Annotated in this window: 17 protein-coding genes; 4 read left to right on the forward strand and 13 right to left on the reverse strand. The window is 59.3% G+C overall.

All coding sequences use genetic code 11. The features are described 5' to 3' along the window. Positions 1 to 11: 11 nt before the first annotated feature. From adeC to NJC38_RS08430, 3 genes are read right to left on the reverse strand one after another with little or no spacing between them, the layout of a single operon-like run. Positions 12 to 1,472, reverse strand: a complete 1,461-nt coding sequence (gene adeC, locus NJC38_RS08420; protein ID WP_045488224.1) for an AdeC/AdeK/OprM family multidrug efflux complex outer membrane factor — start codon at positions 1,470 to 1,472, stop codon at positions 12 to 14. After that, a complete protein-coding gene (locus tag NJC38_RS08425) occupies positions 1,469 to 4,603 on the reverse strand; it encodes an efflux RND transporter permease subunit (RefSeq protein WP_253113230.1) in 3,135 nt (1,044 codons plus the stop codon). The genes adeC and NJC38_RS08425 overlap by 4 nt, the downstream gene beginning before the upstream one ends. Positions 4,604 to 4,606: 3 nt before the next feature. Then, positions 4,607 to 5,767 (reverse strand): efflux RND transporter periplasmic adaptor subunit, encoded by a 1,161-nt coding sequence (locus NJC38_RS08430; RefSeq protein ID WP_253113232.1) that lies wholly within the window; start codon positions 5,765 to 5,767, stop codon positions 4,607 to 4,609. 240 nt (positions 5,768 to 6,007) lie between these two features. On the opposite strand from NJC38_RS08430, the gene NJC38_RS08435 reads away from it, so the two are divergent. Beyond that, the gene (locus tag NJC38_RS08435) at positions 6,008 to 6,673 is read left to right on the forward strand and encodes a TetR family transcriptional regulator (RefSeq protein ID WP_253113234.1); all 666 of its coding nucleotides are present in this window, start codon (positions 6,008 to 6,010) and stop codon (positions 6,671 to 6,673) included. A gap of 43 nt (positions 6,674 to 6,716) precedes the next feature. Here the strand turns inward: NJC38_RS08435 and NJC38_RS08440 are convergent, their stop codons facing one another. Further along, positions 6,717 to 8,225, reverse strand: a complete 1,509-nt coding sequence (locus tag NJC38_RS08440) for an MDR family MFS transporter (RefSeq protein WP_366855668.1) — start codon at positions 8,223 to 8,225, stop codon at positions 6,717 to 6,719. Positions 8,226 to 8,602: 377 nt separating this feature from the next. Here NJC38_RS08440 and NJC38_RS08445 point away from each other — a divergent pair, with 377 nt between their 5' ends. Further along, complete coding sequence (locus tag NJC38_RS08445) at positions 8,603 to 8,845, forward strand: hypothetical protein (protein WP_253113236.1); 243 nt, start codon at positions 8,603 to 8,605, stop codon at positions 8,843 to 8,845. 8 nt (positions 8,846 to 8,853) lie between these two features. Here NJC38_RS08445 and NJC38_RS08450 read toward each other — a convergent pair whose 3' ends face one another. The 7 genes from NJC38_RS08450 to bglX form a co-directional block, all read right to left on the reverse strand. Then, the gene (locus NJC38_RS08450) at positions 8,854 to 9,477 is read right to left on the reverse strand and encodes a flavin reductase family protein (RefSeq protein WP_253113238.1); all 624 of its coding nucleotides are present in this window, start codon (positions 9,475 to 9,477) and stop codon (positions 8,854 to 8,856) included. 226 nt (positions 9,478 to 9,703) lie between these two features. Continuing rightward, positions 9,704 to 10,171, reverse strand: coding sequence for a hypothetical protein (locus NJC38_RS08455; protein ID WP_253113240.1), 468 nt, complete (start codon positions 10,169 to 10,171; stop codon positions 9,704 to 9,706). Positions 10,172 to 10,516: 345 nt separating this feature from the next. Further along, entirely contained in the window at positions 10,517 to 11,839 is a 1,323-nt protein-coding gene (locus NJC38_RS08460; RefSeq protein WP_045488242.1) for an MFS transporter, read from the reverse strand. 174 nt (positions 11,840 to 12,013) lie between these two features. Further along, complete coding sequence (locus NJC38_RS08465) at positions 12,014 to 14,389, reverse strand: PAS domain-containing protein (RefSeq protein WP_253113243.1); 2,376 nt, start codon at positions 14,387 to 14,389, stop codon at positions 12,014 to 12,016. Between the two features lie 129 nt (positions 14,390 to 14,518). Further along, positions 14,519 to 15,841 carry a sigma-54 dependent transcriptional regulator gene (locus NJC38_RS08470; RefSeq protein ID WP_253113246.1) on the reverse strand — a complete coding sequence of 441 codons (1,323 nt, stop codon included), beginning with the start codon at positions 15,839 to 15,841 and terminating at the stop codon, positions 14,519 to 14,521. Then, the gene (locus NJC38_RS08475; protein WP_253113249.1) at positions 15,838 to 17,604 is read right to left on the reverse strand and encodes an ATP-binding protein; all 1,767 of its coding nucleotides are present in this window, start codon (positions 17,602 to 17,604) and stop codon (positions 15,838 to 15,840) included. Before NJC38_RS08475 ends, NJC38_RS08470 begins: the two co-directional genes overlap by 4 nt. Before the next feature lie 60 nt (positions 17,605 to 17,664). After that, positions 17,665 to 19,968 (reverse strand): beta-glucosidase BglX, encoded by a 2,304-nt coding sequence (gene bglX / locus NJC38_RS08480; protein WP_253113251.1) that lies wholly within the window; start codon positions 19,966 to 19,968, stop codon positions 17,665 to 17,667. Between the two features lie 339 nt (positions 19,969 to 20,307). Here bglX and NJC38_RS08485 point away from each other — a divergent pair, with 339 nt between their 5' ends. Both NJC38_RS08485 and NJC38_RS08490 read left to right on the forward strand, forming a co-directional pair. Next, positions 20,308 to 21,042, forward strand: a complete 735-nt coding sequence (locus tag NJC38_RS08485) for a YgcG family protein (protein ID WP_253113254.1) — start codon at positions 20,308 to 20,310, stop codon at positions 21,040 to 21,042. A gap of 23 nt (positions 21,043 to 21,065) precedes the next feature. Then, positions 21,066 to 21,683: a hypothetical protein gene (locus NJC38_RS08490; RefSeq protein ID WP_253113256.1), complete on the forward strand. Its 618-nt coding sequence runs from the start codon at positions 21,066 to 21,068 to the stop codon at positions 21,681 to 21,683. 23 nt (positions 21,684 to 21,706) lie between these two features. Here the strand turns inward: NJC38_RS08490 and NJC38_RS08495 are convergent, their stop codons facing one another. Together NJC38_RS08495 and NJC38_RS08500 are read right to left on the reverse strand one after the other, a co-directional pair. Continuing rightward, the gene (locus NJC38_RS08495) at positions 21,707 to 22,708 is read right to left on the reverse strand and encodes an alpha-xenorhabdolysin family binary toxin subunit B (RefSeq protein ID WP_253113259.1); all 1,002 of its coding nucleotides are present in this window, start codon (positions 22,706 to 22,708) and stop codon (positions 21,707 to 21,709) included. A gap of 79 nt (positions 22,709 to 22,787) precedes the next feature. Further along, positions 22,788 to 23,975, reverse strand: coding sequence for an alpha-xenorhabdolysin family binary toxin subunit A (locus NJC38_RS08500; RefSeq protein WP_253113260.1), 1,188 nt, complete (start codon positions 23,973 to 23,975; stop codon positions 22,788 to 22,790). Positions 23,976 to 24,033: the final 58 nt, after the last annotated feature.

Below are 24,033 nucleotides of genomic sequence, written 5' to 3' on the forward strand. Positions count from 1 at the left end.
CCATAAACAACTTAGAACAACTGCACCGAAGGTTTTTCCTTGGCCAGCGGCTGAATCTGCCCGCTGTTCTCGTACCAGCCGCCACCGAGCGCCTTGTACAGATTGACCTCACTGGTCAGCTGCGACAGACGATCAGTAATCAGCGTCTGCTGGGCACTGAACAACGAACGTTGCGAGTCCAGGAACGTCAGGTTGCTGTCGATCCCGATCCGGTAGCGACGTTCTGCGAGACGATAGTAATCCTGGCTGGCAGCCACGTAGTCACGCTGCGCCTGTAACTGTTCGTCATAGGTCTTGCGCGCTGCCAGGCCATCGGACACTTCCTGGAATGCCGTCTGAATCGCCTTCTCATAGTTGGCGACGTTGATCTCTTTCTGGATTTTCGAGTAATCCAGGCTGGCCCGCAGGTTGCCAGCGTTGAAGATCGGCAGGTTGATACTCGGCTGGAACAACCAGGTACCCGAGCCACCCTTGAACAGCCCCGACAGGTCAGGACTGATTGATCCGGCATTGGCGGTCAGGCTGATGCTTGGGAAGAACGCTGCACGGGCGGCACCGATATTGGCGTTGGCCGCCTTGAGGTTATGCTCGGCCTGGAGAATATCCGGGCGGCGTTGCAGCAGATCCGATGGCAGGCCGGCCGGCATTTCGCTGAGCAGGTCGGCACTCAATGGCTGGGCTTCAGGCAGGTTGGCTGGCAGGCCGGTGCCCAACAGCAGGGTCAGGTTGTTCTGATCCTGGGCAACCAGACGCTGATACTGGGCCAGCCGTGCCTTGGCGCTTTCCACCGACGTACGCGCCTGGCTCAGGTCCAGCGCCGAGGCCACACCCACTTCATTGCTACGGCTGGTCAGACGCAGGCTTTCCTCATAGGTCTTGAGGGTGTCCTGGGTCAGCTTGAGCAGTTCCTTGTCGGCCTGCCAGGTCAGGTAGGCGTTGGCAACGCTGGCGACCAGGCTGATCTGGGTCGAGCGTCGCGCTTCTTCGCTGGCGAAGTAGGTCTGCAAGGCCTGTTCACTGAGGCTGCGCACCCGACCGAACAGGTCCAGCTCATAGGCGCTGACGCCCAGGGTGGCCGAATAGCTGCTGGTGATGCTCGACTGGCCGGTGCTGGACATGTCGGCCGGCATGCGCTGGCGACTGCCGCTGCCGGTGGCCGAGACCGCCGGGAACAGGTCAGAACGCTGAATGCGGTACTGCGCGCGATAAGCATCGATGTTCAACGCCGCGACGCGCAGGTCGCGGTTGTTTTCCAGCGAGGTCTGGATCAGTTGCTGCAACGCAGGGTCGCGGAAGAACTGCCGCCAGCCTTGTTCGGCTGCTGCCATGTTGGCCGCTTCGGCCGGCCCATAAGCCGGACCTTGCGGGTATTGCGCGGCCACCGGAGCGGCCGGCTGCTGATATTCGGGAATCAGCGAGCAGCCGCCGAGAATGAACGCGGTGACTGCCAGAGAGATCAGGGACTTGCTCATTGGCCAGCCTCATGCTGTGGAATGTTTTTCTGTTTGCTCTTGAACAGCCCCGAAATCGAGACAAAGAACAGCGGCACCCAGAAGATCGCCAGAACGACGGCGGTAATCATACCGCCAATTACGCCAGTACCAATCGAATGCTGGCTACCCGAGCCTGCGCCGCTGGCAATGACCAGTGGTACAACACCAAGAATAAACGCCATCGAGGTCATGATGATCGGGCGCAAACGCATCCGGCAGGCTTCGATTGTAGCCTCTACCAGGCCTTTGCCCTGTTCGTGCAGTTCCTTGGCGAACTCGACGATCAGAATGGCGTTCTTCGCTGCCAGACCCACTGTCACCAATAGCCCGACCTGGAAGAACACGTCATTGGACAAGCCGCGCAAGCTGGTTGCCATCAGTGCACCGATAACCCCCAGCGGTACGACCAGCATGACCGCAATCGGGATCGACCAGCTCTCATACAGGGCCGCCAGGCAGAGGAACACGACCAGCAGCGACAGGGCATAGAGGGCCGGTGCCTGAGAGCCGGACAAGCGTTCTTCGTACGACAGGCCGGTCCAGGAGATGCCGATGCCCGGAGGCAGATCCTTGGCCAGCCGCTCGATCTCGGCCATGGCCTGGCCGGTACTGTAGCCCGGTGCCGGAGTACCCAGTACTTCCTCGGCAGGTACACCGTTGTAACGCGACAGTTTTGGCGAACCAAACACCCACTCGCCGCTGCTGAACGCCGAGAACGGCACCATTTGCCCGGCGCCATTGCGCACGTACCACTTGTTCAGATCTTCAGGGTTCATGCGCGCATCGGCATTACCCTGCAGGTAAACCTTCTTGACCCGGCCACGATCAATGAAGTCGTTTACGTAGCTACTACCGAAAGCAATCGACAGGGTGCTGTTAATGTCCGCCAGGCTGATGCCCAAGGCGCGGGCGCGCTCGTCATCAATGCTGAGCTGATATTGCGGCTCATCGTTCAGGCCGTTGGGGCGTACACCCGCGAGGATTTTGCTTTGCGCTGCTGCCCCGAGCAACTGATTGCGTGCCTGCATGAGTTTGTCATGGCCGACACCGCCCTGGTCCTGCAGGTAGACGTCGAAACCGGTGGCGTTACCCAGTTCCAGTACCGAAGGCGGGACCACTGCGAACACCATTGCATCGCGCAGGGTAAAGAAGTAGCCCTGCGCACGCTTGGCCAGCTCGAACACGCTGTTGTGCGCGCCTTCGCGCTCACCCCACGGTTTAAGCAATACGAAGGCGATACCCGAGTTCTGGCCCCGGCCTGCAAAGTTGAAGCCGTTGACGGTAAACACCGACTGTACCGAATCGGATTCCTTGCTCAGCAAGTGCTCACGCATGGTGTCCATGACCTGCTGGGTGCGCTCGGCAGTGGAACCGGCCGGGGTCTGCACCTGCACGAACATCACGCCCTGGTCTTCCTCTGGCAGGAACGCGGCCGGGATGCGGTTGAACATCCAGACCATGCCGACGCAGATCAGGACGTAGCCCAGGTAGGCTGGCCACTTGTGCTTGAGCATCCCGGCCACGCCGCGCTCGTAACCGTGAACGCCACGGTCGAAGGTGCGGTTGAACCAGCCGAAGAACCCGCGTTTCTCCAGATCGTGGGAGTGGTCGATGGGTTTGAGCATGGTGGCGCACAGCGCCGGGGTGAAGATCAGTGCCACGATCACCGACAGGGCCATGGCCGAGACGATGGTGATCGAGAACTGCTTATAGATGACCCCGGTGGATCCACCGAAGAACGCCATGGGCAGCAGTACTGCCGACAGCACCAGGGCAATACCTACCAGCGCGCCCTGAATCTGCTCCATGGAGCGGATCGTCGCATCGCGTGGTGAGAGTTTATCTTCGATCATCACCCGTTCGACGTTTTCCACCACAACGATGGCATCGTCCACCAGCAAGCCGATGGCCAGTACCATACCGAACATGGTCAGGGTGTTGATGGTGAAGCCGAATGCCGCGAGGATACCGAAGGTGCCCAGCAGTACCACCGGCACAGTCAGGGTGGTAATCACCGTGGCGCGGAAGTTCTGCAGGAACAGGTACATCACCAGAAACACCAGAACCACGGCTTCGAGCAGGGTGTGGACTACGCCGGAGATCGACTCGCTGACCACCGGGGTGGTGTCATACGGGAATACGACCTTCATGCCCGGCGGAAAGAACGGCTCCAGCGAGCTCACGGTCGCACGGATCGCTTTGGCCGTGTCCAGGGCGTTGGCACCCGGTGCCAGTTTGATCGCCAGACCAGAGGCCGGTTTACCGTTGAACTGCGAGTCGACGCTATAGTTCTGTGCACCCAGGCCCACGGTCGCGACATCTTTCAAGCGTACTTGAGAGCCGTCGGTGTTGACCTTGAGCAGGATGTTTTCAAATTGCTCGGCAGTCTGCAGGCGGGTCTTGCCAATAATGGTCGCGTTGAGTTGCTGGCCCTGAACGGCTGGCAGGCCGCCCAACTGGCCGGAAGCAACCTGGACGTTCTGGGCACTGACCGCAGTCCTGACATCATCCGGGGTCAACTGAAAGTTGTTCAGCTTGGCCGGGTCGAGCCAGATCCGCATCGCATACTGGGCACCGAATACCTGGAAGTCGCCTACCCCTGAGGTCCGCGAAATAGGGTCCTGCATGTTGGAGACGATGTAGTTGGCCAGGTCTTCCTTGGTCAGGCTGCCGTCTTCAGATACCAGACCGATCACCATCAGGAAGTTTTTCACGGCCTTGGTAACGCGAATACCCTGTTGCTGCACTTCCTGCGGCAACAGAGGCGTGGCCAGGTTCAGCTTGTTCTGCACCTGAACCTGGGCGGTGTCAGGGTTGGTGCCTTGTTCGAAGGTCACGGTAATGGTCATGCTGCCGTCGGAGGTACTTTCCGAACTCACATAACGCAGGTTGTCGATGCCGTTGAGCTGCTGCTCAATGACCTGAACCACCGTATCCTGGACCGTCTGCGCCGAGGCACCCGGATAGGTGACCTGAATGGCGATGGCCGGCGGGGCGATGCTCGGGTACTGGTTGATCGGCAGCTTGAGAATCGACAGGCCGCCCACCAGCATGATCACCAAGGCGATCACCCAGGCAAAAATAGGGCGATCAATAAAGAATTTCGACATGGGTTACTCCCCTTGGCTGCCAGCGGCTTTGTCGGTGGCCGCAGCAGGTGCCGGGTTGGCGCCTTTGACGTTGGTCGCTTCGGATACTTTGACTTCGGCGCCAGGCTTGACGTACTGCAGGCCCTCGGTGATTACCCGGTCACCTTCGCTCAGGCCTTTTTCGATCAGCCACTTGTCGCCCACGGTGCGGTTGGCCACCAGGGTGCGCAGCTCGACCTTGTTGTCCTGGTTGACGACCAGTGCGGTCGGCGTGCCTTTTTGGTCGCGGGTCACGCCCTGCTGCGGCGCGAGAATGGCCTTGGCGTTAGTGCCAGCCTGTAACTGGGCGTGGACGAACATGCCCGGCAGCAGACGATGCTCAGGGTTGGGGAACACGGCACGTAAGGTGACCGAGCCGGTACCCTGGTCGACCGACACCTCGGAAAACTCAAGCGTGCCTTCCTGCGGGTAGGCGCTGTTGTCTTCCAGGGTCAGCTTGACCTTGGCGGCATTGCTGCCGACTTTCTGCAACTTGCCGCTTTCCAGATCCGAACGCAGCTTGAGCATTTCGGCGGAGGACTGCACTACATCCACATAAATCGGGTCGAGCTGCTGGATGGTCGCCATGGCTTCGGTTTGCGCATTGCTGACCAGCGCACCTTCCGTCACCGAAGAGCGACCGATACGCCCGGAGATCGGCGCCAGGACCTTGGTGTAGCGCAGGTTGATCTCGGCGGTTTGCAGCGACGCCTGGGCTTCGCGGCTGGTGGCCACGGCCTGGTCGTATTCCTGGCGGCTGACGGCTTGCTCGTTGACCAGCAATTTGTAGCGGTCGGCCAGCGATTTGGCCGATTGCAGGGTGGCACGGGCGCTGTTGGCCGTGGCCTCGTACATGGCCGGATCAATCTGATAAAGCTGCTGGCCAGCCTTGACGTCGCCGCCCTCGGTGAACAGACGCTTGAGAATGATGCCGTTGACCTGTGGGCGTACTTCGGCCACCCGGAACGCGGTGGTGCGGCCTGGCAGCTCGGTGGTCAGGGTGTAGGGCTGCGCTTTGAGGGTAACAACGCCGACCTGAGGAGTCTGAGCGGGCGGAGCCGCTTCTTCCTTCTTGCTACAACCGCTGAGCAGTGTTGCCAGGGCGACGGCAGTGACCAGAACGGGAACAGCTGGCTTGAATTGCATGAAGATCCTCGGGGGCCGAAAGCCTTGATTGCTCAAGAAAGTAAAGGTGTAAAAAAATTTTGCAGCTAGATACGTAGCATGCTAATAAATATACTTACATTCACGGCTGTTTGTAAACAACCTGCCACTACGCTTCATGAAGCTGTAATCGCGATCGGGACAAGGCGTAACAAAGGCCGCCCGACCACATCTCCAGGCCACGTGCAGCAAGGGCTGGAGCATTTTTAGAGGTTTTATGCCATGGTTCGTCGTACCAAAGAGGAAGCCCAAGTTACCCGCGCCCAGATTCTCGAGGCCGCCGAACAGGCGTTCTATGAGCGCGGCGTGGCGCGTACCACCCTGGCCGATATCGCCACCCTGGCCGGTGTGACGCGCGGTGCCATTTACTGGCATTTCACCAACAAGGCCGAACTGGTACAGGCCATGCTCGACAGCTTGCACGAGCCTCTTGAAGAAATGTCCCAGGCCAGTCTGAGCGAGGACGAGACCGACCCGTTGGGTTGCATGAAAAAGCTGCTGATTCATTTGTTTCGCCAGGTTTCCAGAGACCCTAAAACCCGGCGCATCAATGAGATCCTTTTCCATAAGTGCGAGTTCACCGATGAAATGTGCGACTTCCGCCGTCAGCGACGTGATAACGCTTTGTGGTGTAACGAACGTATCGGTCTTTCATTAAGCAATGCCGTGCGCAAGGGCCAGCTCCCGGCGGAACTGGACATCGACAAAGCCGCCATCGGCCTGCATGCCTTTGTCGATGGCATCCTTGCCCAGTGGTTACTGATACCTGAAGGTTTCTCGCTGGACCAGCAGGCTGAGCAATGGGTCGATGTGTGCATGGACATGCTGCGCTTCAGCCCCGCGTTGCGTATTGCTAAGGTAGCCCCGGCAGTATTATCGGCCGGTTAACGGTTATAGCCGTTGTTGGCCAGCCTGTCATGGCACATAGATGTCATTCACGGCCACGCAGCATCTGATTGGGCATGGCCAGTGCGGCGGCCAGGCCCAGCAGGGCGATTGCCGCACTGACCATCAGCAACTGCCGGAAGGTCACCGCCAGCTCGGCCCGCAAAGCTTCAAGGGCCGGCCCGCTACTGGCGTTAAGGCTGTCGAGCAGGGCATTACCCGACTGTCCCTCGCCACCCAGGCTGCCAGCCCCCATATGTCCGAGCCCGGTATCCTGCAGCATGGCCAGCAGCAGTGCCGACATCAATGCCACGCCCAGTGCCCCGCCCAATGAGCGGAACAGGTTGCTGGTGCTGGTCGCCACCCCGATATCCTTGGCCTGTACGGCGTTCTGGCTACCCACCAGCGAGGTGGGAAACTGCATGCCGGTGGCGATGCCGGTCAGGATCATGAACAGGCTGGTCAGCAGGACATCCTGCGGTGCACTGAAGGCCATGCCCATGATCGTCAGTGGCATCAGCAAGGCGCCACTGACAATCAGCGGTTTGTAGCGGCCGCTCAAGGAGGTATGACGCCCGGCACAGTAGGCGCCCAACGGCATGCCCATGGCCAGCGGCAGCAAATGCAGCGCTGCGCTGTCGGCGCCTGAGCCGGTCAGCGTCTGATAGCGCAGCGGCATCAGGACGCTGAGGGAGATCGACTGGAAGCTGGCAAAAAATACGGTGATCCAGCACAGCACTGCGCTGCGGCTGGCGAACAGATGCATCGGCAGCACCGGCTCGATGGCTTTGCGTTCGTAAGCAATGAACAGCGCCAGGCTCAGCAAGGCTATGCCGAGTAACCACTGCACCGGGCGGTCGCTCAGCGCGTGGCCCTGGCCGATCTGGGTGATGCCCAGTAACAGCGCGCTGAGGCCGATGATCATCAACATGCTGCCCAGATAATCGATCACCGGTTTGCGCTGCGGCGTCGGCAGACCCTTGAGGGTGCGCCGGGCGACCAGCCAGGCGGCGATGCCCAGCGGCAGGTTGATGAGAAACACCCAGCGCCACGACAGATACTCAGTCATCAGCCCGCCCAATACCGGGCCTGCGACGCTGGCCAAGGCGTACATACTGCTGAAATAACCCTGGTAGCGGCCGCGTTCACGAGGCGGGATTATGTCACCGATGATTGCCTGACTGACCGATACCATGCCGCCGGCGCCTATACCTTGCAGCACCCGGGCCAGCACCAGTTGTTCCATATTTTGCGCCAGCGCGCAAAACAACGAGGCGAGGGTGAATAGCGCAAGGCCGGTAAGCATCAGACGCCTGCGCCCATAGAGGTCGCCCAGCTTGCCGTAGATCGGCACGGCGACGGTCATGGCCACCAGATAACCCGAGATCACCCAGGCCAGCAGCTCGACATCGTGCAATTGGCTGGAAATGGCAGGCAACGAAACGGCAACGATGGTTTGATCCAGCGCACTGAGAAAGATCGCCAGCATCAGGGCGAACAGAATGCTGCGAATTCCCGGCGTGGTTGCAGGTGTCGATGGGCTAGGGCAGGTCACGGCAAAACCTGAAGGCTGTTGTGCCCGCAGTCTATTGCGTTAGCTTGCTAATCGATAGCCCTGCGAAGTCATGCGTAGGTCGTCATCGCAATACCACGAGGGAGGCGTGTGCCGGGGCGCAGTGGCCGAACATACAGACCACGCTATGTGGCGACATGCGCGCCAGTTCGATGCGGTAGGCGCCTGCTGCGTAAAGCGCGACGACGGCGACAAGACCCAGTGCAGCCAAGCATTTTCTTGTTGTGACTCTCATAAGGCACCCCTTGGATCAACCGTGGAGTAGAGGAAGAGTTACTTAGAGTCTAGGTCATGCTGGCAAACCTGCTGGCACCGCAGGTTAGAATTGCGGCCCGATTTCCAGGACAGGCAAAAGATCCATGGCACGCAAGGTTTTCGAGTATTACGAAGCGGTCACCGCGATGATCCCGACCCAGGGCGGCTATCAGGCCGCAATCGCTGTCAAATCGCTGGAGGGCGGCGGTGCGCCGCGTTTTTATGCGGTGTTGCCGGGTCAGCTGTTCAAGACTGCAGATGACGCTGACCAGGCTGCCAGCGACGAGCTGGAGCGCTTGCTCGACGTGGACGCTGACGCCGAACTGGTGTGGCGTCAGGTTTCCTGAGTCCGGGCTCAGACCACCGGGCGGTGCATCTTGAACAACGCTTCAGGGCCCAGTTGGAAGTAGTCCGCCGGTCCACCGCCACGCAGAATCGGCTCGGCGGCAGCCGTGTCATAAATGCCGTCCTTGAGTAGCCAGCTGGCGATATGGACGGCCACCACCTCGCCGAGAATCAGCCAACTGGGCACCGGCTCCTGATCTGCACGTTTGAGCTGGATGATTTGTGTCACCTTGCATTCGAATGACACCGGCGTCTCTTTGACTCTGGGCGTCGAGATCACCTGTGAAGGCAGGGGCGTCAGGCCGGCGAGACGAAATTCGTCGACCTCGGCCGGTACTGCTGCGCAGCTCTGATTCATGGCCTCGGCCAGTGAGCGTGTGGCCAGGTTCCAGACGAACTCACCGGTCTGTTCGATGTTGTTCAGGCTGTCTTTGCGGCCCACGCTGCTGAAGCCGATGATCGGCGGAGTGTAGTTGAAGGCATTGAAGAAGCTGTATGGCGCCAGGTTCAGAACCCCCTGGGCATCCTTAGAAGAAATCCAGCCGATGGGCCGAGGGCCGACGATGGCGTTGAACGGGTCGTGCGGCAGGCCATGGCCTTTAGCGGGTTCGTAAGAGTAAATCTCGTCTGACATGGCGGGTTTCCTTGCTGCCGGAGGACTGGTAAAGCCTATGGATTATCGCCTCACAGAGCCTGTCGAGGACAGGCACCGTGTTGGTATAAGCGTGCCCGATACTGTAGTACCGCAGAGTTTCATCAGTTCAGTTCTCGTGAAAGCCCGAAGCCAAAAAAAATGCCAGTCAGGGGGCTGACTGGCATACAAGGAGCATCAAGGGAGGAGGATGAAGCGATGAAGCAAATCAGATCAGGCGGTTAGCACCGACACGGTCAGCGCCATCGGCGGCCAGGCGGTTGGCGCCTACGTGGTCAGCACCGTCGGAGGTGAGGCGGTTGGCGCCTACGTGGTCGGCACCGTCGGCGGCCAGGCGGTTGGCGCCTACGTGGTCGGCACCGTCGGAGGTGAGGCGGTTGGCGCCTACATGGTCTGCACCGTCGGCGGCCAGGCGGTTGGCGCCTACGTGGTCAGCACCGTCGGAGGTCAGGCGGTTGGCGCCCACGTGGTCGGCACCGTCAGCAGCCAGGCCTTGATCGGCGCTGCTATTGGTGTCCAGAACTGGCTGGCGGTTAGGGCCAACGTTGTCCGAGCCATCGGCTGCGATGTAGTCAGCGCTCAGAGGTTGTTGAACGGCATCAGTCACCGGCAGGGCGAAAGCGCTGGTAGCCATTACGGAGAAAGCGATGCTGGCAAACAGAGTGGTCTTTTTCATGATGGTAGCTCCAATTCGGGAAGTCGGTTCGGGTTCAGTTGTGTTCCCGGTATGGAGGCCATGTTACGTGTCCAAGGATTATTAAGAAGTTAATAGGGTTGTTAGCGATCATTGCTGAAAATGATAGTTGGCCTCGATGCCCGGTTTTCGGGCCTTGTACAAGAAATCGAACGCTTGACGTGCATTTTTCGGGATATCTCACGGGAAAGCACCTTGACAAATCAAGAAGCACTATTAAATCAAGGCCTGCGGGTTCAGCGCCGGCTCGTGCAGTGGCTGCTCGCTGAACGAAAAAGGGGCAGCCCACGTTAGTGGACTGCCCCCTGATATCACTGTGACGCTAGATCAGTCGGTCTCGATCCGCGAGTGCTTACGGGTGTCCTTCATAAAGATGTACACCAGCAGCGAGCAGGAAATGCACGCAGTGACGTACCAGTAGTAGCCGCTTTCCATACCGATGCTCTTGAACCACAGGGCGATGAATTCGGCAGTGCCGCCAAACAGCGAGACGGTCAGGGCGTAAGGCAGGCCGACACCCAGGGCACGGATTTCGGCAGGGAACAGCTCAGCCTTGACCACGGCATTGATCGAGGTATAGCCACTGACGATGATCAGTGCGCCCATGATCAGGAAGAACGCGCCCCACCAGGTCTGGATGGTCTGCAGAGTGGTGAGGATCGGTACGGTGCACAGAGTCCCCAGTACGCCGAAGGCGATCAGGATTGGACGGCGGCCGATCTTGTCGGACAGCGCGCCGACCAGCGGCTGCAGACACATGAACAGGAACAGCGTCGCGGCCGAGATCATGGTCGAGTCGCTTTTGCTCATGCCTACGGTGTTGGCCAGGTACTTCTGCATGTAGGTGGTGTAGGTGTAGAACGCCAGGGTGCCGCCCATGGTCAGGCCGACCACGGTCGCCAGCTCTTTGGGATGACGCATCAGGGTGCGCATCAGGCTTTCCTTGGGTTCCTGTTTCTTCGCCTTGGTGAACGACTCGGTTTCTTCCATGCCGCGACGCAGGTACAGAGCTACCACCGCACACAGGGCACCGATGATGAACGGAATACGCCAGCCCCAGGAGTACAGCTGTTCCTCGGTCAGCGTCTGTTGCAGAACGATCAATACAGCCAGGGCGATGAGCTGGCCGGAAATCAGGGTCACATACTGGAAGCTGGAGAAGAACCCGCGACGCTCCTTGGTCGCCATCTCGCTGAGGTAGGTGGCCGAGGTGCCGTACTCGCCCCCGACCGACAGGCCTTGAAGCAGACGGGCGATGATCAACAGGATCGGCGCACCGATGCCGATGGTTTCATAACTTGGGGTCAGGGCAATGACCAGTGAGCCGAAGCACATCAGGATGACCGAGGCCATCAGTGCGGCCTTGCGGCCTTTGCGGTCAGCGTAGAGGCCCATCAGCCAACCGCCGATCGGGCGCATCAGGAAGCCTACGGCGAAGATCGCGGCGGTGTTGAGCAACTGTGCGGTCGTGTCGCCAGCAGGGAAAAAAGCCTTGGCAAAATACAGCGAAAAGGCCGCATAGACATACCAGTCGTACCATTCGACCATGTTGCCTACTGAACCACTGAAAATCGACTTCAGGCGCGAGGAGGTGGTTTTTTCGGAGGCAGAGGTGCCAGCCGACTCTGAGAGGGAGTTGGGGAGGGCCATAGTGATCCTTGTCAGGTCATTGTTTTTAGAAAGCCGTCGTGCAGCCTTATGACCCTTTTGCAGAACCTGTGCCACATAGAGAAAGCCCGGAATAGAGCCGTTATGGCAGTCCGGATAAGCAAGAATCCGCTTATTGACCGGCCAGCCATAAGCGGATTCTTGCTTATAAAAGCCTCAGCGACGGTGACGCTGCACGCAGCTATGCAGTCGTGCGCTGAGCTCTTCAACCCGGTAGGGCTTTGGCAACAAGTCAAAGCGCTCAGCCTGCTCATGGCTGACGTCGACAAACTCGGTGCTGTAACCGGTGGTGAGGATTACCGGCAGGTCTGGCCATTGGCGATGGATCTGTGCGCAGAGTTCGAGGCCGCTCATGCCGGGCATGGCGATATCGGAAAACACCACATGGAAATGTTCCGGGCGATTCTTCAGCTCCTGCAAGGCTTCACGGGCGCCAGGCACCCATAAGACTTTGAAGCCGGACTGTTCAAGCATGGCCGAAGTGTAGGTGCCGATCTCCGGGTTGTCCTCGACCATCAGCACCTGCAAACCACTTTCGCCAGCCGTGACGGTCGCCGGTTGGCGTGGGCGAGGCTGCGGGGCCTGGCGGGCACTGGGCAGGTAAAGCGTGAAGCGACTGCCATGGCCCAGCTCGCTGTCGACCACCACTTCGCCGCCAGACTGCTTGGCGAAGCCGAACACCTGTGACAGGCCAAGACCGGTGCCTTGGCCGGCGGCCTTGGTGGTGTAGAAGGGCTCGAAGATCAGGCTGAGTTGATCTGCAGCAATCCCGGCACCGGTGTCGGTCAGCGTGATGGTCACGTAATCGCCTTCGGCCAGGTCGGGTAATGGCGAGTCAGTCCGTGCATGCAGCCGTTCGACCTGAATCGTCAGTTGGCCCACGCCGGTCATGGCGTCGCGGGCATTGACCACCATGTTGACCAGCGCTGTGTCGAACTGGCTCTGATCGGCATAGATATAACAAGGCTCGGCGGGCAGCTCGATAGACACCTGAATGCGTGAACCGGTCAGGGTGTCCATCATTTCGCCAATGCGCGACACACATTCGTTGATGTCGAAGACTTCCGGTTGCAGCGCTTGACGGCGGGCGAAAGCCAGTAACTGGCCGGTCAGCCGGGCGGCGCGATCCACGGTACTGGAAATGGCCTGGACGTACTTGACCCGCTTGGCTGGCGAAAGCTGCGGCGATTTCAACAGGTCGGTACAGGACTTGATAATGGTCAGCAAATTATTGAAGTCATGGGCCACGCCACCGGTCAACTGGCCGATGGCTTCGAGCTTCTGGGCCTGGCGCAAGGCTTCCTCGGAGATGCGCAAGGCCTCGCCTGCTTCTTCCTGATTCTGGATATCCCGGCCCACGGCATGGATGAATTGCTGGTCGGGTACAGCCGTCCAGGCAATGGTGCGATAAGCGCCATCGGCGCGCCGGTAGCGGTTCTTGAAGTCGGAAATGCTCTGCCCGCTCATGAGCTGAGCCATGGCCTCACGGGTGCCGGGCTGATCCTCAGGGTGCACCAGCGCCATAAAGTCGCTGCCCAGCAGTTGCTCTGGACTCCAGTTCAGCGCCGTATTCCAGGCAGGGTTGAGCGCATGGATGGTGCCGTCAAAGCGCGCTACCAGCATCAGGTCGGTAGACAGGCGCCAGATCCTGTCGTGCTCACGGGTGCGCTCCTGCACTTGCTGCTCAAGGGATTCATTAAGAGTACGCAGCGCTTCTTCAGCTTGGTACAAGGGCGTCATGTCACGTGAGACGCTGAGGATTTTTTCTGGCTTGCCGTCTCTGCCAAACACCGGGCTGACTTGAACGTGCCACCACTTCTCGCTGCCGCCCATGGTGCGGGCCAATCCACTGAAGCTGGAGCTCTGGCCATTGCACGCGGCGCTGATTGCCAGACGCACATCTGCCTGGCCCTGACCTTCCCAGAAATCCGGCCATGGGCAACCGCGGATGGCATTGAAGTCGCTGACCTCCATCAACCGCTGGCCACCTTCGTTCATGTAGCTCAGCCGTCCATCGAGGTCCATGAGTTTGATGCAATCATTGAGGCTGGCCAGCACCCTCTGCGAGAAGGCCAACTCTTCCTGCAGGCGAGTCTGAGCCTGGCGTTGTGCCGTTACGTCATGCACCACACAGAAGGCGCCGAGAACCTGGCCATCAGCATCGGCAACTGGCGAGCAGGACAGTGACCAGCAAGCGGGTACGGGGCAGTGGATCTGCAGCGATTCGCAACGGCTGGCCTGGCCAGTCAGGCTCTGGGCAATGAGCGGTTCGAGGTTGCCCCACGGCAGTTGGGGCAGCGCTGCGGCGGGATGGCCCAGGGCCTGTTGCGCGGTCAGGCCCAGCAACGCGCAGCCAGCATCATTGGCCAACAGCAGATGCTGTGCGCCCCAGAACAGCAGCATCGGTTGTGGCGAACAAAGAATCAGGTTCAGGCTGGCGGGCAGGGCGGGCGGCCAGTGTTCCTTTGGCCCCAGCGTGCTGGCGCTCCAGTCATGTTCGCGGATAAAACGTCCGGCAGATGCATTCGCCATGGAGCTATTCAGGGAGGTGGTCACGGCAGGCACAGTCTCGAATCCAGCGCTATTGGCAGCAAGGCATTATCAGGTAACGGATAGTGGCATTATGCTTTGTCATTGGCTGTTGCCGCGACTGAAGGTGCCTTAAAGAAACATATCGCGCACCAGCCCATGCCTCTGCATCTTCTCGTTCAGAGTACGCCGCGGCAGTTGTAGTTCATTGAGCACCGCCTTGATGTCGCCTTTATGTCGGCTCAAGGCAGCCCGCAGGCACTGGGCCTCAAAGGCCTCCTGCTGGTCGGCAAGCGATTGTGCCACCGCTTCGCTTGGCTGTGGATTGAGTCCCAGCGTTTCGCGCTCGGCGGCGTTGGCCAGTTCGCGGACATTGCCTGGCCAGTCGTGGCTGAGCAGGTTACCAAGCTGCTGGCCGCTGAGTTGCGGTGCCGGGCGGCTCAGCCGTTCGGCTGCGCTCTGGGCGAAATGATTGAATAACAGGGCGATGTCTTCGCGGCGTTCACGCAAGGGCGGCAGGCGCAACTCGGCGACGTTCAGGCGATAGGCCAGGTCCTCGCGAAAACGTCCGGCCCGTGCCTCTTCAAGCAAGTCTGGCTTGGTTGCGGCGATGATCCGCACATCCACGGCAATGTTCTGGTTCGAGCCCAGACGTTGCAGTTGTCGGTCTTGCAGGACCCGCAGCAACTTGGCTTGTTGCGCCAGCGGCATGCTTTCGATCTCATCGAGAAACAGCGTACCGCCATGGGCATATTCGAGGCGGCCTATGCGTTTACCCTGGGCGCCGGTAAAGGCACCGCTTTCATGGCCGAACAGTTCGGCCTCGAACAGGTGCTCCGGGATGGCAGCGCAGTTCAGAGCGACGAACGGTTGAGCTGCCCGCGAGCCAAAGTCGTGCAGGCAGCGGGCAACCAGTTCCTTGCCGCTGCCGGTTTCGCCACGGATCAGCACATTGACCGGCATGTCGGCCAGTTCCAGCACCTGGCGGCGCAGCGTCTGCAGCCCTGGCGAGACGCCCAGCAGCGTGGCTTCAAGCTGAGCCCGGGCGTCGGCCTGTTCGTGCAGGCGGCGATTTTCGAGGACCAGTTGGCGTTTTTCCAACGCACGGCGCAGGGTGTCGAGCAACGCCTGAGGGCTGAAGGGCTTTTCCAGAAAATCGTAGGCGCCGTTACGCATGGCTTCCACCGCCATGGGCACATCACCGTGGCCGGTCAGCAGAATCACTGGCAAGTCCTTGTCTCGCGCGCGCAGGCGTGACAACAACTCAAGGCCGTCCATGCCGGGCATCCGTACATCGCTGAGCACCACACCTGGAAAGTGTTCCGGCAACTGGGCCAGGCATTCTTCGCCGCGCGGGTGCAGGCGCACTTCAAATCCTGAAAGCGTCAACCAAGGCTCGATGGCCTGGCGAATCGCGGCTTCATCATCCACGACAATCACTGAGTTGAGACTCATGGCTCCGACTCCAGAAAGTCATTGGGCAGGCTGAAACTGAACATGGCACCGCCAGCGACATTGCGCGCGCTCAGTTGCCCGCCCAGGCTGTGAATAATGGCGTAAGACACCGCCAGACCCAGACCCAGGCCGTCACCGACAGGCTTGGTCGTGAAAAACGGATCGAACAGGCTGGACAGGTGCGCGCTGTCGATCCCGGTCCCGGTGTCGGTCACACTCAGTTGCCATTGCTCACCGACCGCTTCGATCTTTACTTCCAGGCGCTTGCGTGGCCGCTCGCGCATGGCATCGAGCGCGTTGCGCAACAGGTTGATCAGCACTTGCTCAAGGCGAATGGCATCGCCGCGTACCCAGGCCGGTCGGGCCAGATGCAGGACGCATTCGATCTGTTCTTCGCGCAGGCGGGTGTCGAGCAGCAGCAGTGCCTGATCGACCACATGGGCCAGGTCCAGGCGTTCGCGCAGCCCGTCCGGGCTTTTGCGGGCAAAGGTTTTCAAGTGCCCGGTCAAGGCGGCCATACGGGTCAGTTGCTGATCGAGCAGCGCCAGCGCCTGATTGGCATCCTCGATACGACCCTGGTCGAGCAGCAGGCGCAACGTTGCCAGTTGCATGCGCTGGGCGGTCAGCGGCTGGTTGATTTCGTGGGCCAACGCCGCCGACATCTGCCCCAGGGCGGCGAGCTTGGTCGATTGCACCAGGCCTTCCTGGGCCGTGCGCAGGTCACGGGTACGCTCTTGCACCAGTTGCTCCAGTTCATCGCGGCTACGCTCACGCAGGCGTGCCATGCGCCAGCGCTGGGAGAGGAACAGGCACAGGAACACCAGCGTCAGCCACAGCCCGGCGGCGGCCAGTGCGGCATTGCGCACATCTTCATTGGCGGCTTCAGGCTTGCGCAGCAGGTGCAGGGTCCAGTTTTCATCCGGCAGGCTCATGGACTGCCAGAGATAATCGGCCGTACCTGATGGTGCTTCGACCCGGCTCAGGTGGCTGTTCGGTCCGAAGCTTTGCAGCACGCGGCTGCGCAGTGGCGACAAGGGTTTTTTGTCGTACTGGCGGGTGCTGAGCAATTCGGCGCGGTCTTCAACCGAAATCGGCAGCAGCTCGCGGTAGCGCCATTCAGGCTGGTTGGCCAGAAACGCAATGCCTTTGGTGTCGCTGACCATCAACAGGTCAGTGGTATTGAGTGCCCATTCGCGTTCCAGACTCGGGAACTCCAGCTTGACCACCATGGCGCCCATGAATTCGCCGTGGTCGTCGAGCACCGCGTTGGACAGGAAGTAACCCGGAATGCCGGTGGTCACGCCAACGGCATAGAAACGGCCCACGCCTTTGGCGCGGGCTTGTGAAAAGTACGGACGAAAGCCGTAGTTGTTGCCGACGTAGCTCTGTGGCGTGCGCCAGTTACTGGCGCCCACTGCAACGCCATGGCGGTCCATCAGTTCAAGTGTCGATGAGTGGGCGGCGCCGTTGATGCTTTCCAGCTTGCGGTTGAGTTCGGCTTGCGCCTGCTCGCTGAGCGGACCACTGACGGCTGCCCGGATCTCGCTGTCCAGCGCCAGCACCGCCGGCAGGGCGCGATAGCGTTCGATCAGCGTGTGCAGGGTATTGGCATACAACGACAGTTGCAGGTTGGCGCGGCGGGCCTCTTCGCTCAAAACATGCTGCTGCGCCTGGTGCATTGCCAGCCCCGCGCACAGCACCGCGCCGCTGACGATGATCAGGACATAGATGAACAGGCGCAGGGTACGCTGGGTAGAGGTCATGGACGGACTGCCTTGGCAAGGAACACTGGCAGCCAGGCTGCCAGTGTTTCGTCAAACGTCTTACAGCAGGGTGAAGCTGGCCTCTTTGACGTCGGCCGAATCCAGGCCGATCATCACTTTGAATTCACCGGCTTCGGCAGCGTACTTGAGTTTCTGGTCATAGAACTTCAGGTCGTTTTCGCTCAACGTGAAGGTCACGACTTTTTCTTCGCCCGGCTCCAGGCTGACTTTCTCGAACCCCTTGAGCGCCTTGACCGGCTGGCTGACCGAAGCGGCGACGTCATGCAGGTACAGCTGCACGACGGTGGCGCCGGCGACCTTGCCGGTGTTTTTCAGGGTCACGCTGGCAGTCAGCTTGTCCTGACGCTTGAGCCTGGCGGTGGACAACTTGACGTCAGACAGCTCAAAGCGGGTGTAGCTCAAGCCGTAGCCGAACGGGAACAGCGGGCCCTGGGTCTGCTCCTCGAAGTACTGCGAGGTGTAGTTGCCCGGGTGGCCTGGAGTATAAGGACGGCCGGTGTTCAGGTGCGCGTAATACAGAGGCAATTGACCCACCGAACGCGGGAAGGTCATCGGCAGTTTACCGGATGGGTTGTAGTCACCGAACAGCACATCGGCAATCGCGTTGCCGCCTTCGGTGCCGGAGAACCAGGTCTCCAGCATCGCGTCAGCCTGCTGCAGCTCTTCACCCAGCGCCAGCGGGCGGCCGTTCATCAACACCAGCACCAGTGGCTTGCCGGTTGCCTTGAGCGCCTTGATCAGGTCGCGCTGCTTGCCCGGAATATCCAGCGTGCTGCGGCTGGCCGATTCATGGGACATACCACGTGATTCACCGACCACCGCGACAATCACATCGGACTGCTCGGCGACCTTGACCGCTTCGTCGATCATTTCCTGGGCCGGACGCGGGTCGACTTCGATTTCTTTTTCGATGAAGTTCAGGTAATCGAGAACATACTCTTTGTCACTGACGTTGGCGCCACGTGCGTAAACCAGTTTGGCCTTGTCACCCACAGCGTTGCTCAGGCCTTCGTAGATCGTGACCGACTGGTGGGGGCGACCGGCCGCCGACCAACTGCCGAGCATGTCGAGTTTGCTTTGCGCCAGGCTGCCGATCACGGCAATGGTGCCCTGCTTTTTGAGTGGCAGCGTGTCGTTCTGGTTCTTCAGCAGAACCATGGTCTTGCGCGCCACATCGCGGGCTTCGGCGCGGTGCAGGCGGTCGTCCGAGTAGGTGTCGGCAGGATCGTCGGCAGCGTTGCCAATGCGCCGGTACGGGTCAGCGAACAGTCCCATGTCGTACTTGGCACCCAGCACTTCGCGCACTGCGTTGTCGATTTCCGTGATCGAGACTTCGCCGTCCTTGACCAGGCCTGGCAAGTGCTCGCCGTAGGCTTCATCGTTCATGCTCAGGTCGACACCGGCCTTGATCGCCAGCTTGGCCGCTTCACGCTCGTCCTTGGCCACACCGTGCTTGATCAGCTCGCCGATTGCGCCATGGTCGCTGATGGTCACGCCCTTGAAGCCCCAGTCCTTGCGCAGCAGGTCTTGCATCAACCACAGGTTGGCGCTGGAGGGCACGCCATTGATCGAGTTAAGGGCGACCATCACGCCACCGGCGCCGGCATCGAGACCGGCACGATACGGCGGCAGGTAGTCCTGGTACATGCGCGTCGGGCTCATGTCCACGGTGTTGTAGTCACGGCCGCCTTCAACGGCGCCATACAGGGCGAAGTGCTTGACCGCTGCCATGATGCTGGTCTTTTCAGCCGGGTCCTTGCTCTGGAATGAGCGGACCATCACCTCGGAAATTTTCGACACCAGGTGGGTATCTTCACCGAAGCCTTCAGAGCTGCGGCCCCAGCGCGCGTCGCGGGAAATATCGACCATCGGCGCAAAGGTCATGTCGATGCCGTCGGCGGCCGCTTCCTTGGCCGAAATACGCCCACTCAGGGCGATGGCGTCCATGTCCCAGCTGGCCGCCATACCCAGGCTGATCGGGAAAATGGTGCGATGGCCGTGGACCACGTCGTAGGCAAAGAACATCGGAATTTTCAGCCGGCTCTTGGCCACTGCCGCTTCCTGCAGCGGGCGGTTTTCCGCGCGGGTGATGGAGTTGAACGTGCTGCCAATGCGGCCGGCGGCAATTTCCTTGAGAATCTTCGGTTGCGGCATCTCTTTGCTGATGCTGATCAGCCGCAGTTGACCGATTTTTTCATCCAGGGTCATTTGCTTCATCAGGTCATTGATGAAAGCATTCTTGGCTTGCAAAGGTGTTTGCTGCGAAGCTCTGGCCGGTGTAGCTGCCAGCGCCGTTTGACTGGTCAGAGCGACCGCCAGACCTATTAGGCACAACTTGTTCATGAATGATTTCTCAAGGCTTTTGCCGACAACTTGCATTGAATACCAGGCTTGCAGGTGGGGAATCTGAACCTTTGGCGTTATTGTCCGGACAGAGTGCAGGGTAGTCGTTGGGCTAATTGTTGCATCATGCTTCGCATAGACAACGGTTTTTGCCTGATACTCCGTGGTAGGCGCCAGATTATGCCGGGGAACTTGCCGTTTGGCTAAGGCACGTCGTTTCATGAAACGTAAAAACTACAAGAGGAGACCCGCCAGGATGCATCCAGAGGGTGACGCAAGTACCTCGAAACTGTGCTGCAAAGCGGCAAGCGGCCCTGCACTGGTATACGATGTCCGGCTATGCGGGTCGTGTGTGCGGGTGAAGCCTTGAAGTTTGTGCTGGGATGGGTGCTGTGGTGCTGCATGTGCAGCCAGGTGGTACGGGCCGATGAGCCCGCTTTGTTGTTTCCGCCGCTGACCGGTCGGGTGGTGGATGCTGCCCAGTTGCTTGACATGCCGACCACCGCACGGTTGTCGCAGATGTTCCAGGAGCATGAACAGGCGACCGGCGAACAGATCGTGGTGGTTACCCTGGTTGATCTGCAAGGCGCGACCATCGAAGAGTATGGCGTGCGGCTGGCCAAGACCTGGTCGATCGGCCAGAAGGGTAAACACGATGGTGTCCTGCTGATCGTCTCGCGGGATAACCGCAAGGTCCGCATCGAGGCCAGCAGTGGTCTGCGCGACCAGCTCAGTGATGCCCAGTCGGCGCTGATCATCAACATGCTGGTGACTCCCCAGTTCCGTGAGGGCAATTTTGCCACTGGCATCGAGCTAGGCTCGCAGGCCATCGTCACGGCATTGGGCGGGCATGTGCCGGACGGGCCTGAACCCGTTTCCGACAACCTTTATCCAGGGCAACCTGCCAGCACCTTATGGCCGGCATTGCTGGCACTGGCAGCGCTGGTGCTGATGATGTCGACCTGCGCCATGACCAATCTGGGCCGGCGCATGCGTTTGAAAGGCAGCAGTGCGGCAACCCGGCATGATGACGATCAGGGGTTTGGCGGCGGTGGTGCCTCCGGCAACTGGTGAGTGTGACTCTGAAAGAGGGATACATGGCTTTACTCAGTGAGGATGAACAGCGGCAGGTCGCCGAGGCGATTGCCCGCGTTGAACAGCGCACCGATGCCGAACTGGTCACTGTGCTGGCGGCCAAGGCTGATGATTACGCTTACGTGCCGTTGGTATGGGCCGGAGCCATGGCGCTGCTGGGGCCGGGTGTCTTCAACTATGTCACTGACTGGTTCAACGCCAGCCAGTTGGTGCTGGCCCAATTGGTCACATTTCTGCTGGTTGCGCTGATGTGCCGTATTCCTCCGGTCACCAGCCGCCTGGTACCGTCTTCAGTGCGCCGCTGGCGGGCAGGTAATCTGGCCCGCCGGCAGTTTCTTGAACAGAACCTGCATACCGCGCCGGGCGGTACAGGAATTCTGCTGTTTGTCTGTGAAGCCGAACGTTATGTCGAAATTCTCGTCGATCATGGCATTTCCAGTCGTCTCAACGACCAGACCTGGAAAGCCATGATCAACGTCTTTACCCAGCAGATACGCAACGGCCAGAACCTGAATGGGTTTCTAGGCTGTATCCATGCCTGTGGCGAGTTGCTGGCCGATCATCTGCCCTCGACCCGTAGCGTCCCTGAAAAGTCCAGGCGGCTGGTGGTGCTTGACTGATAAAGGGGTGTTTCATCTGTTGATCAGGCAACGCGCCAGACGCCCTGAAACGACGCCAGATAATGCTTGAGGCTATCCAGATCTGCCTGGCCTGGCAGCCGTTCAGCGGTTCGCGACAGGTAGGTTTCAAAATAGGCGTACAGCGAATCAGGCGCTTTGCGCGCTTCAAGTAGCCAGGTGTTTCTGGCGTTGTTCAGGTTGGACACTGCGCTGATTTGTGCGAGCTTGCCAGCCAGGGCTCCGGCCTGACCGGCAATGTTCCGGAACTGGGCAAGGCTCTCGGTGTGGCGCTGTGTGAGCTTGTCACGCTCGTCGAGAAGTTGCTGATAGGTGATGCTGTCGCCGATCTTGCCAAGCAGAGCTTTCAGCCTGGACAGCCCGGCTTGCAGCAGCGCGATTTTTGGGTTCGGCAGGGTCAGCGCGGAAAGTTCTTCTGGTGTTGGCAATAGCGCCTGCAGGTTGTTGAGCAAATTGCTTTGCTCATACGTTTTGATCATCTCATTCAACAGGTGCCGGTCTTCGGCAATTGTCATCAGTTTTTTGTCCAGTTCGCTCTTGTCCTTAGTTAAAGCGTCCAGTTGTTGTCGCAGGCTGTTTTGCAGGGTGTTGTCGTGCAGTTCCAGAGTGATCTTTTCCACGTCATCAATCCGTCGCTCCAGCATCTGTGCTGCGGTGAGCAGGGTTGCCTTGAGCTCGGCCAGTCGAGTGTTGTATCGCTCAGTAACGCGGGCCAGGGCCTCGGCTTTTCGTTCGGCGCTCAGCGAGATATCGGCTTCCACCCGATCTTTGATGCGGGCGATGCTGTCCAGATCGGTATTGCGTACCAAGGCCAGCAACTTGCCCAGGTATTCATTAAACGTCTGATCGGCCAGTATCACGGTGCTTTGCAAACGGGGAAGTTTTTCCTGAAGGTAGGGAAGCCAGTCGAGTTGCAGCGAATTGATCTGCGCGTGGATCAAAGCCCATGCGCTCTTCATGATGTCTGGTTGGGGGGCGGTAAATACAGAACTGTGGGTTGCCGTCATGATCGTATCCTTGGTCGTTGTTGAATGCCTTGGGTTTTGTACGAAAACTGCCTTCGCTCGCCGATTTTTCGTACAGAACTTAGTGGCGGTTGAATTGCTCAAGCGCTTCGCGATAGGTTTGCAACATGGGCGCCACAATGTTTTTAACGTTGGCCCAGGGCTTTACAACGGAGGAAAAGTAATAGGCGAAGTCGAACAGCTCCTGGCTGTTGTTGACCTTTTTAAGTTGTTCAGCTGACTCGGTAATTTCATAAGCCAGTGCGGCCCAGAGGTTTTGCAGATTCTTGGCACTGGCCTGGGCGTCGGCCATTCGGTATTCCATGTTTTGCAGATTCAGCTCCAGCTCTGCAACGGCGCTACTGAGTGAATTGAGGCGGCGCAGCTCATCAACCTTGATCGCTTTTCGGTCAATATGGTCTTTTTGCCTGGCACGCAGTTCCTGGGCCTGTTTGCCGGTAATGTCATCTGCAATCAGAAAACCCACCAACCCGCCAAACAATCCCCACCAACGGTTGTTGCGGGTGTTTTTTATCCCGGCGGTGAGTTCATCGATGTAGCCGGTCAACCGTTGGATATCGTCTTCGAGCTCTCTGGTTTTTTTATCCAGACCAGCGTTCCTTGCCAACACCGTCTTGTGCTTTACGTCAGGTATCAGAACTGTGGAAAGGGCGTTGGCAAAGGATTCGATGTCGTTCGCGAGCCGTTTCGCACTCTGCTCATGTTCCTTGATGGTGGTCGCTATATTCTCCAGCCATTCGGCGAGCCGAATGACAATACGCTGGTCCTGTTCACTCAAGGGGTTACCCGGCGTATTTTTCACGATGTCCAGCGTCAGATCGGCGACCGTCAGATCAAACTGGTCGATGATCTCCATACGATCGACAGCCTGTATGATCCGGCTACCCTGAAGGGTGAAGCTTTCTGCAAAACTCTCGATATCCAGGCCCACTGTGGTCATCGAGTTTTCAATACCTGACCAGCTTCTGGCGTGCTGGTTGATGGCTTGATAGGTCTGTAGAAGGTCAGTTGACGTCAAGCCAGACACCGCGCTGTCACGAAGGCGCAGCCGATCTTCGAGGTCTTTCAGGGTGATCGGCAGATCCAGGCTATGGCGTTCATAACGCTTGATATTGAAAATATCTTCTGCGGTTACATACAGAGCGGGTGGGCGCCCTCCATAGTGTTCATCTTCGGCAGCGGTGATCAGATAATCTACAAACAGGACAGAGATATCCCGTCCTTCCAAAGGTTGCAAGGCGATATTCATTGTCACTTTCCTTGTGGTACAGCAGTGAGTGGCGGCGACGTTGGTCGTCTGAAATGAG

The sequence above is a fragment of the Pseudomonas sp. 21LCFQ010 genome (assembly GCF_024129905.1).
Taxonomy (GTDB): Bacteria; Pseudomonadota; Gammaproteobacteria; order Pseudomonadales; family Pseudomonadaceae; genus Aquipseudomonas.

Bases quoted from the DNA above. Each gene is read 5' to 3' on its own strand.
- NJC38_RS08460 (WP_045488242.1), bottom strand. From the start codon at position 11,839: ATGGCCCTCCCCAACTCCCTCTCAGAGTCGGCTGGCACCTCTGCCTCC.
- NJC38_RS08445 (WP_253113236.1), top strand. From the start codon at position 8,603: ATGGCACGCAAGGTTTTCGAGTATTACGAAGCGGTCACCGCGATGATC.
- NJC38_RS08450 (WP_253113238.1), bottom strand. From the start codon at position 9,477: ATGTCAGACGAGATTTACTCTTACGAACCCGCTAAAGGCCATGGCCTG.
- NJC38_RS08430 (WP_253113232.1), bottom strand. From the start codon at position 5,767: ATGCAATTCAAGCCAGCTGTTCCCGTTCTGGTCACTGCCGTCGCCCTG.
- NJC38_RS08490 (WP_253113256.1), top strand. From the start codon at position 21,066: ATGGCTTTACTCAGTGAGGATGAACAGCGGCAGGTCGCCGAGGCGATT.
- NJC38_RS08500 (WP_253113260.1), bottom strand. From the start codon at position 23,975: ATGAATATCGCCTTGCAACCTTTGGAAGGACGGGATATCTCTGTCCTG.
- NJC38_RS08495 (WP_253113259.1), bottom strand. From the start codon at position 22,708: ATGACGGCAACCCACAGTTCTGTATTTACCGCCCCCCAACCAGACATC.
- NJC38_RS08425 (WP_253113230.1), bottom strand. From the start codon at position 4,603: ATGTCGAAATTCTTTATTGATCGCCCTATTTTTGCCTGGGTGATCGCC.
- NJC38_RS08465 (WP_253113243.1), bottom strand. From the start codon at position 14,389: ATGGCGAATGCATCTGCCGGACGTTTTATCCGCGAACATGACTGGAGC.
- NJC38_RS08455 (WP_253113240.1), bottom strand. From the start codon at position 10,171: ATGAAAAAGACCACTCTGTTTGCCAGCATCGCTTTCTCCGTAATGGCT.
- NJC38_RS08485 (WP_253113254.1), top strand. From the start codon at position 20,308: ATGCGGGTCGTGTGTGCGGGTGAAGCCTTGAAGTTTGTGCTGGGATGG.
- NJC38_RS08435 (WP_253113234.1), top strand. From the start codon at position 6,008: ATGGTTCGTCGTACCAAAGAGGAAGCCCAAGTTACCCGCGCCCAGATT.
- adeC (WP_045488224.1), bottom strand. From the start codon at position 1,472: ATGAGCAAGTCCCTGATCTCTCTGGCAGTCACCGCGTTCATTCTCGGC.
- NJC38_RS08475 (WP_253113249.1), bottom strand. From the start codon at position 17,604: ATGACCTCTACCCAGCGTACCCTGCGCCTGTTCATCTATGTCCTGATC.
- bglX (WP_253113251.1), bottom strand. From the start codon at position 19,968: ATGAACAAGTTGTGCCTAATAGGTCTGGCGGTCGCTCTGACCAGTCAA.
- NJC38_RS08470 (WP_253113246.1), bottom strand. From the start codon at position 15,841: ATGAGTCTCAACTCAGTGATTGTCGTGGATGATGAAGCCGCGATTCGC.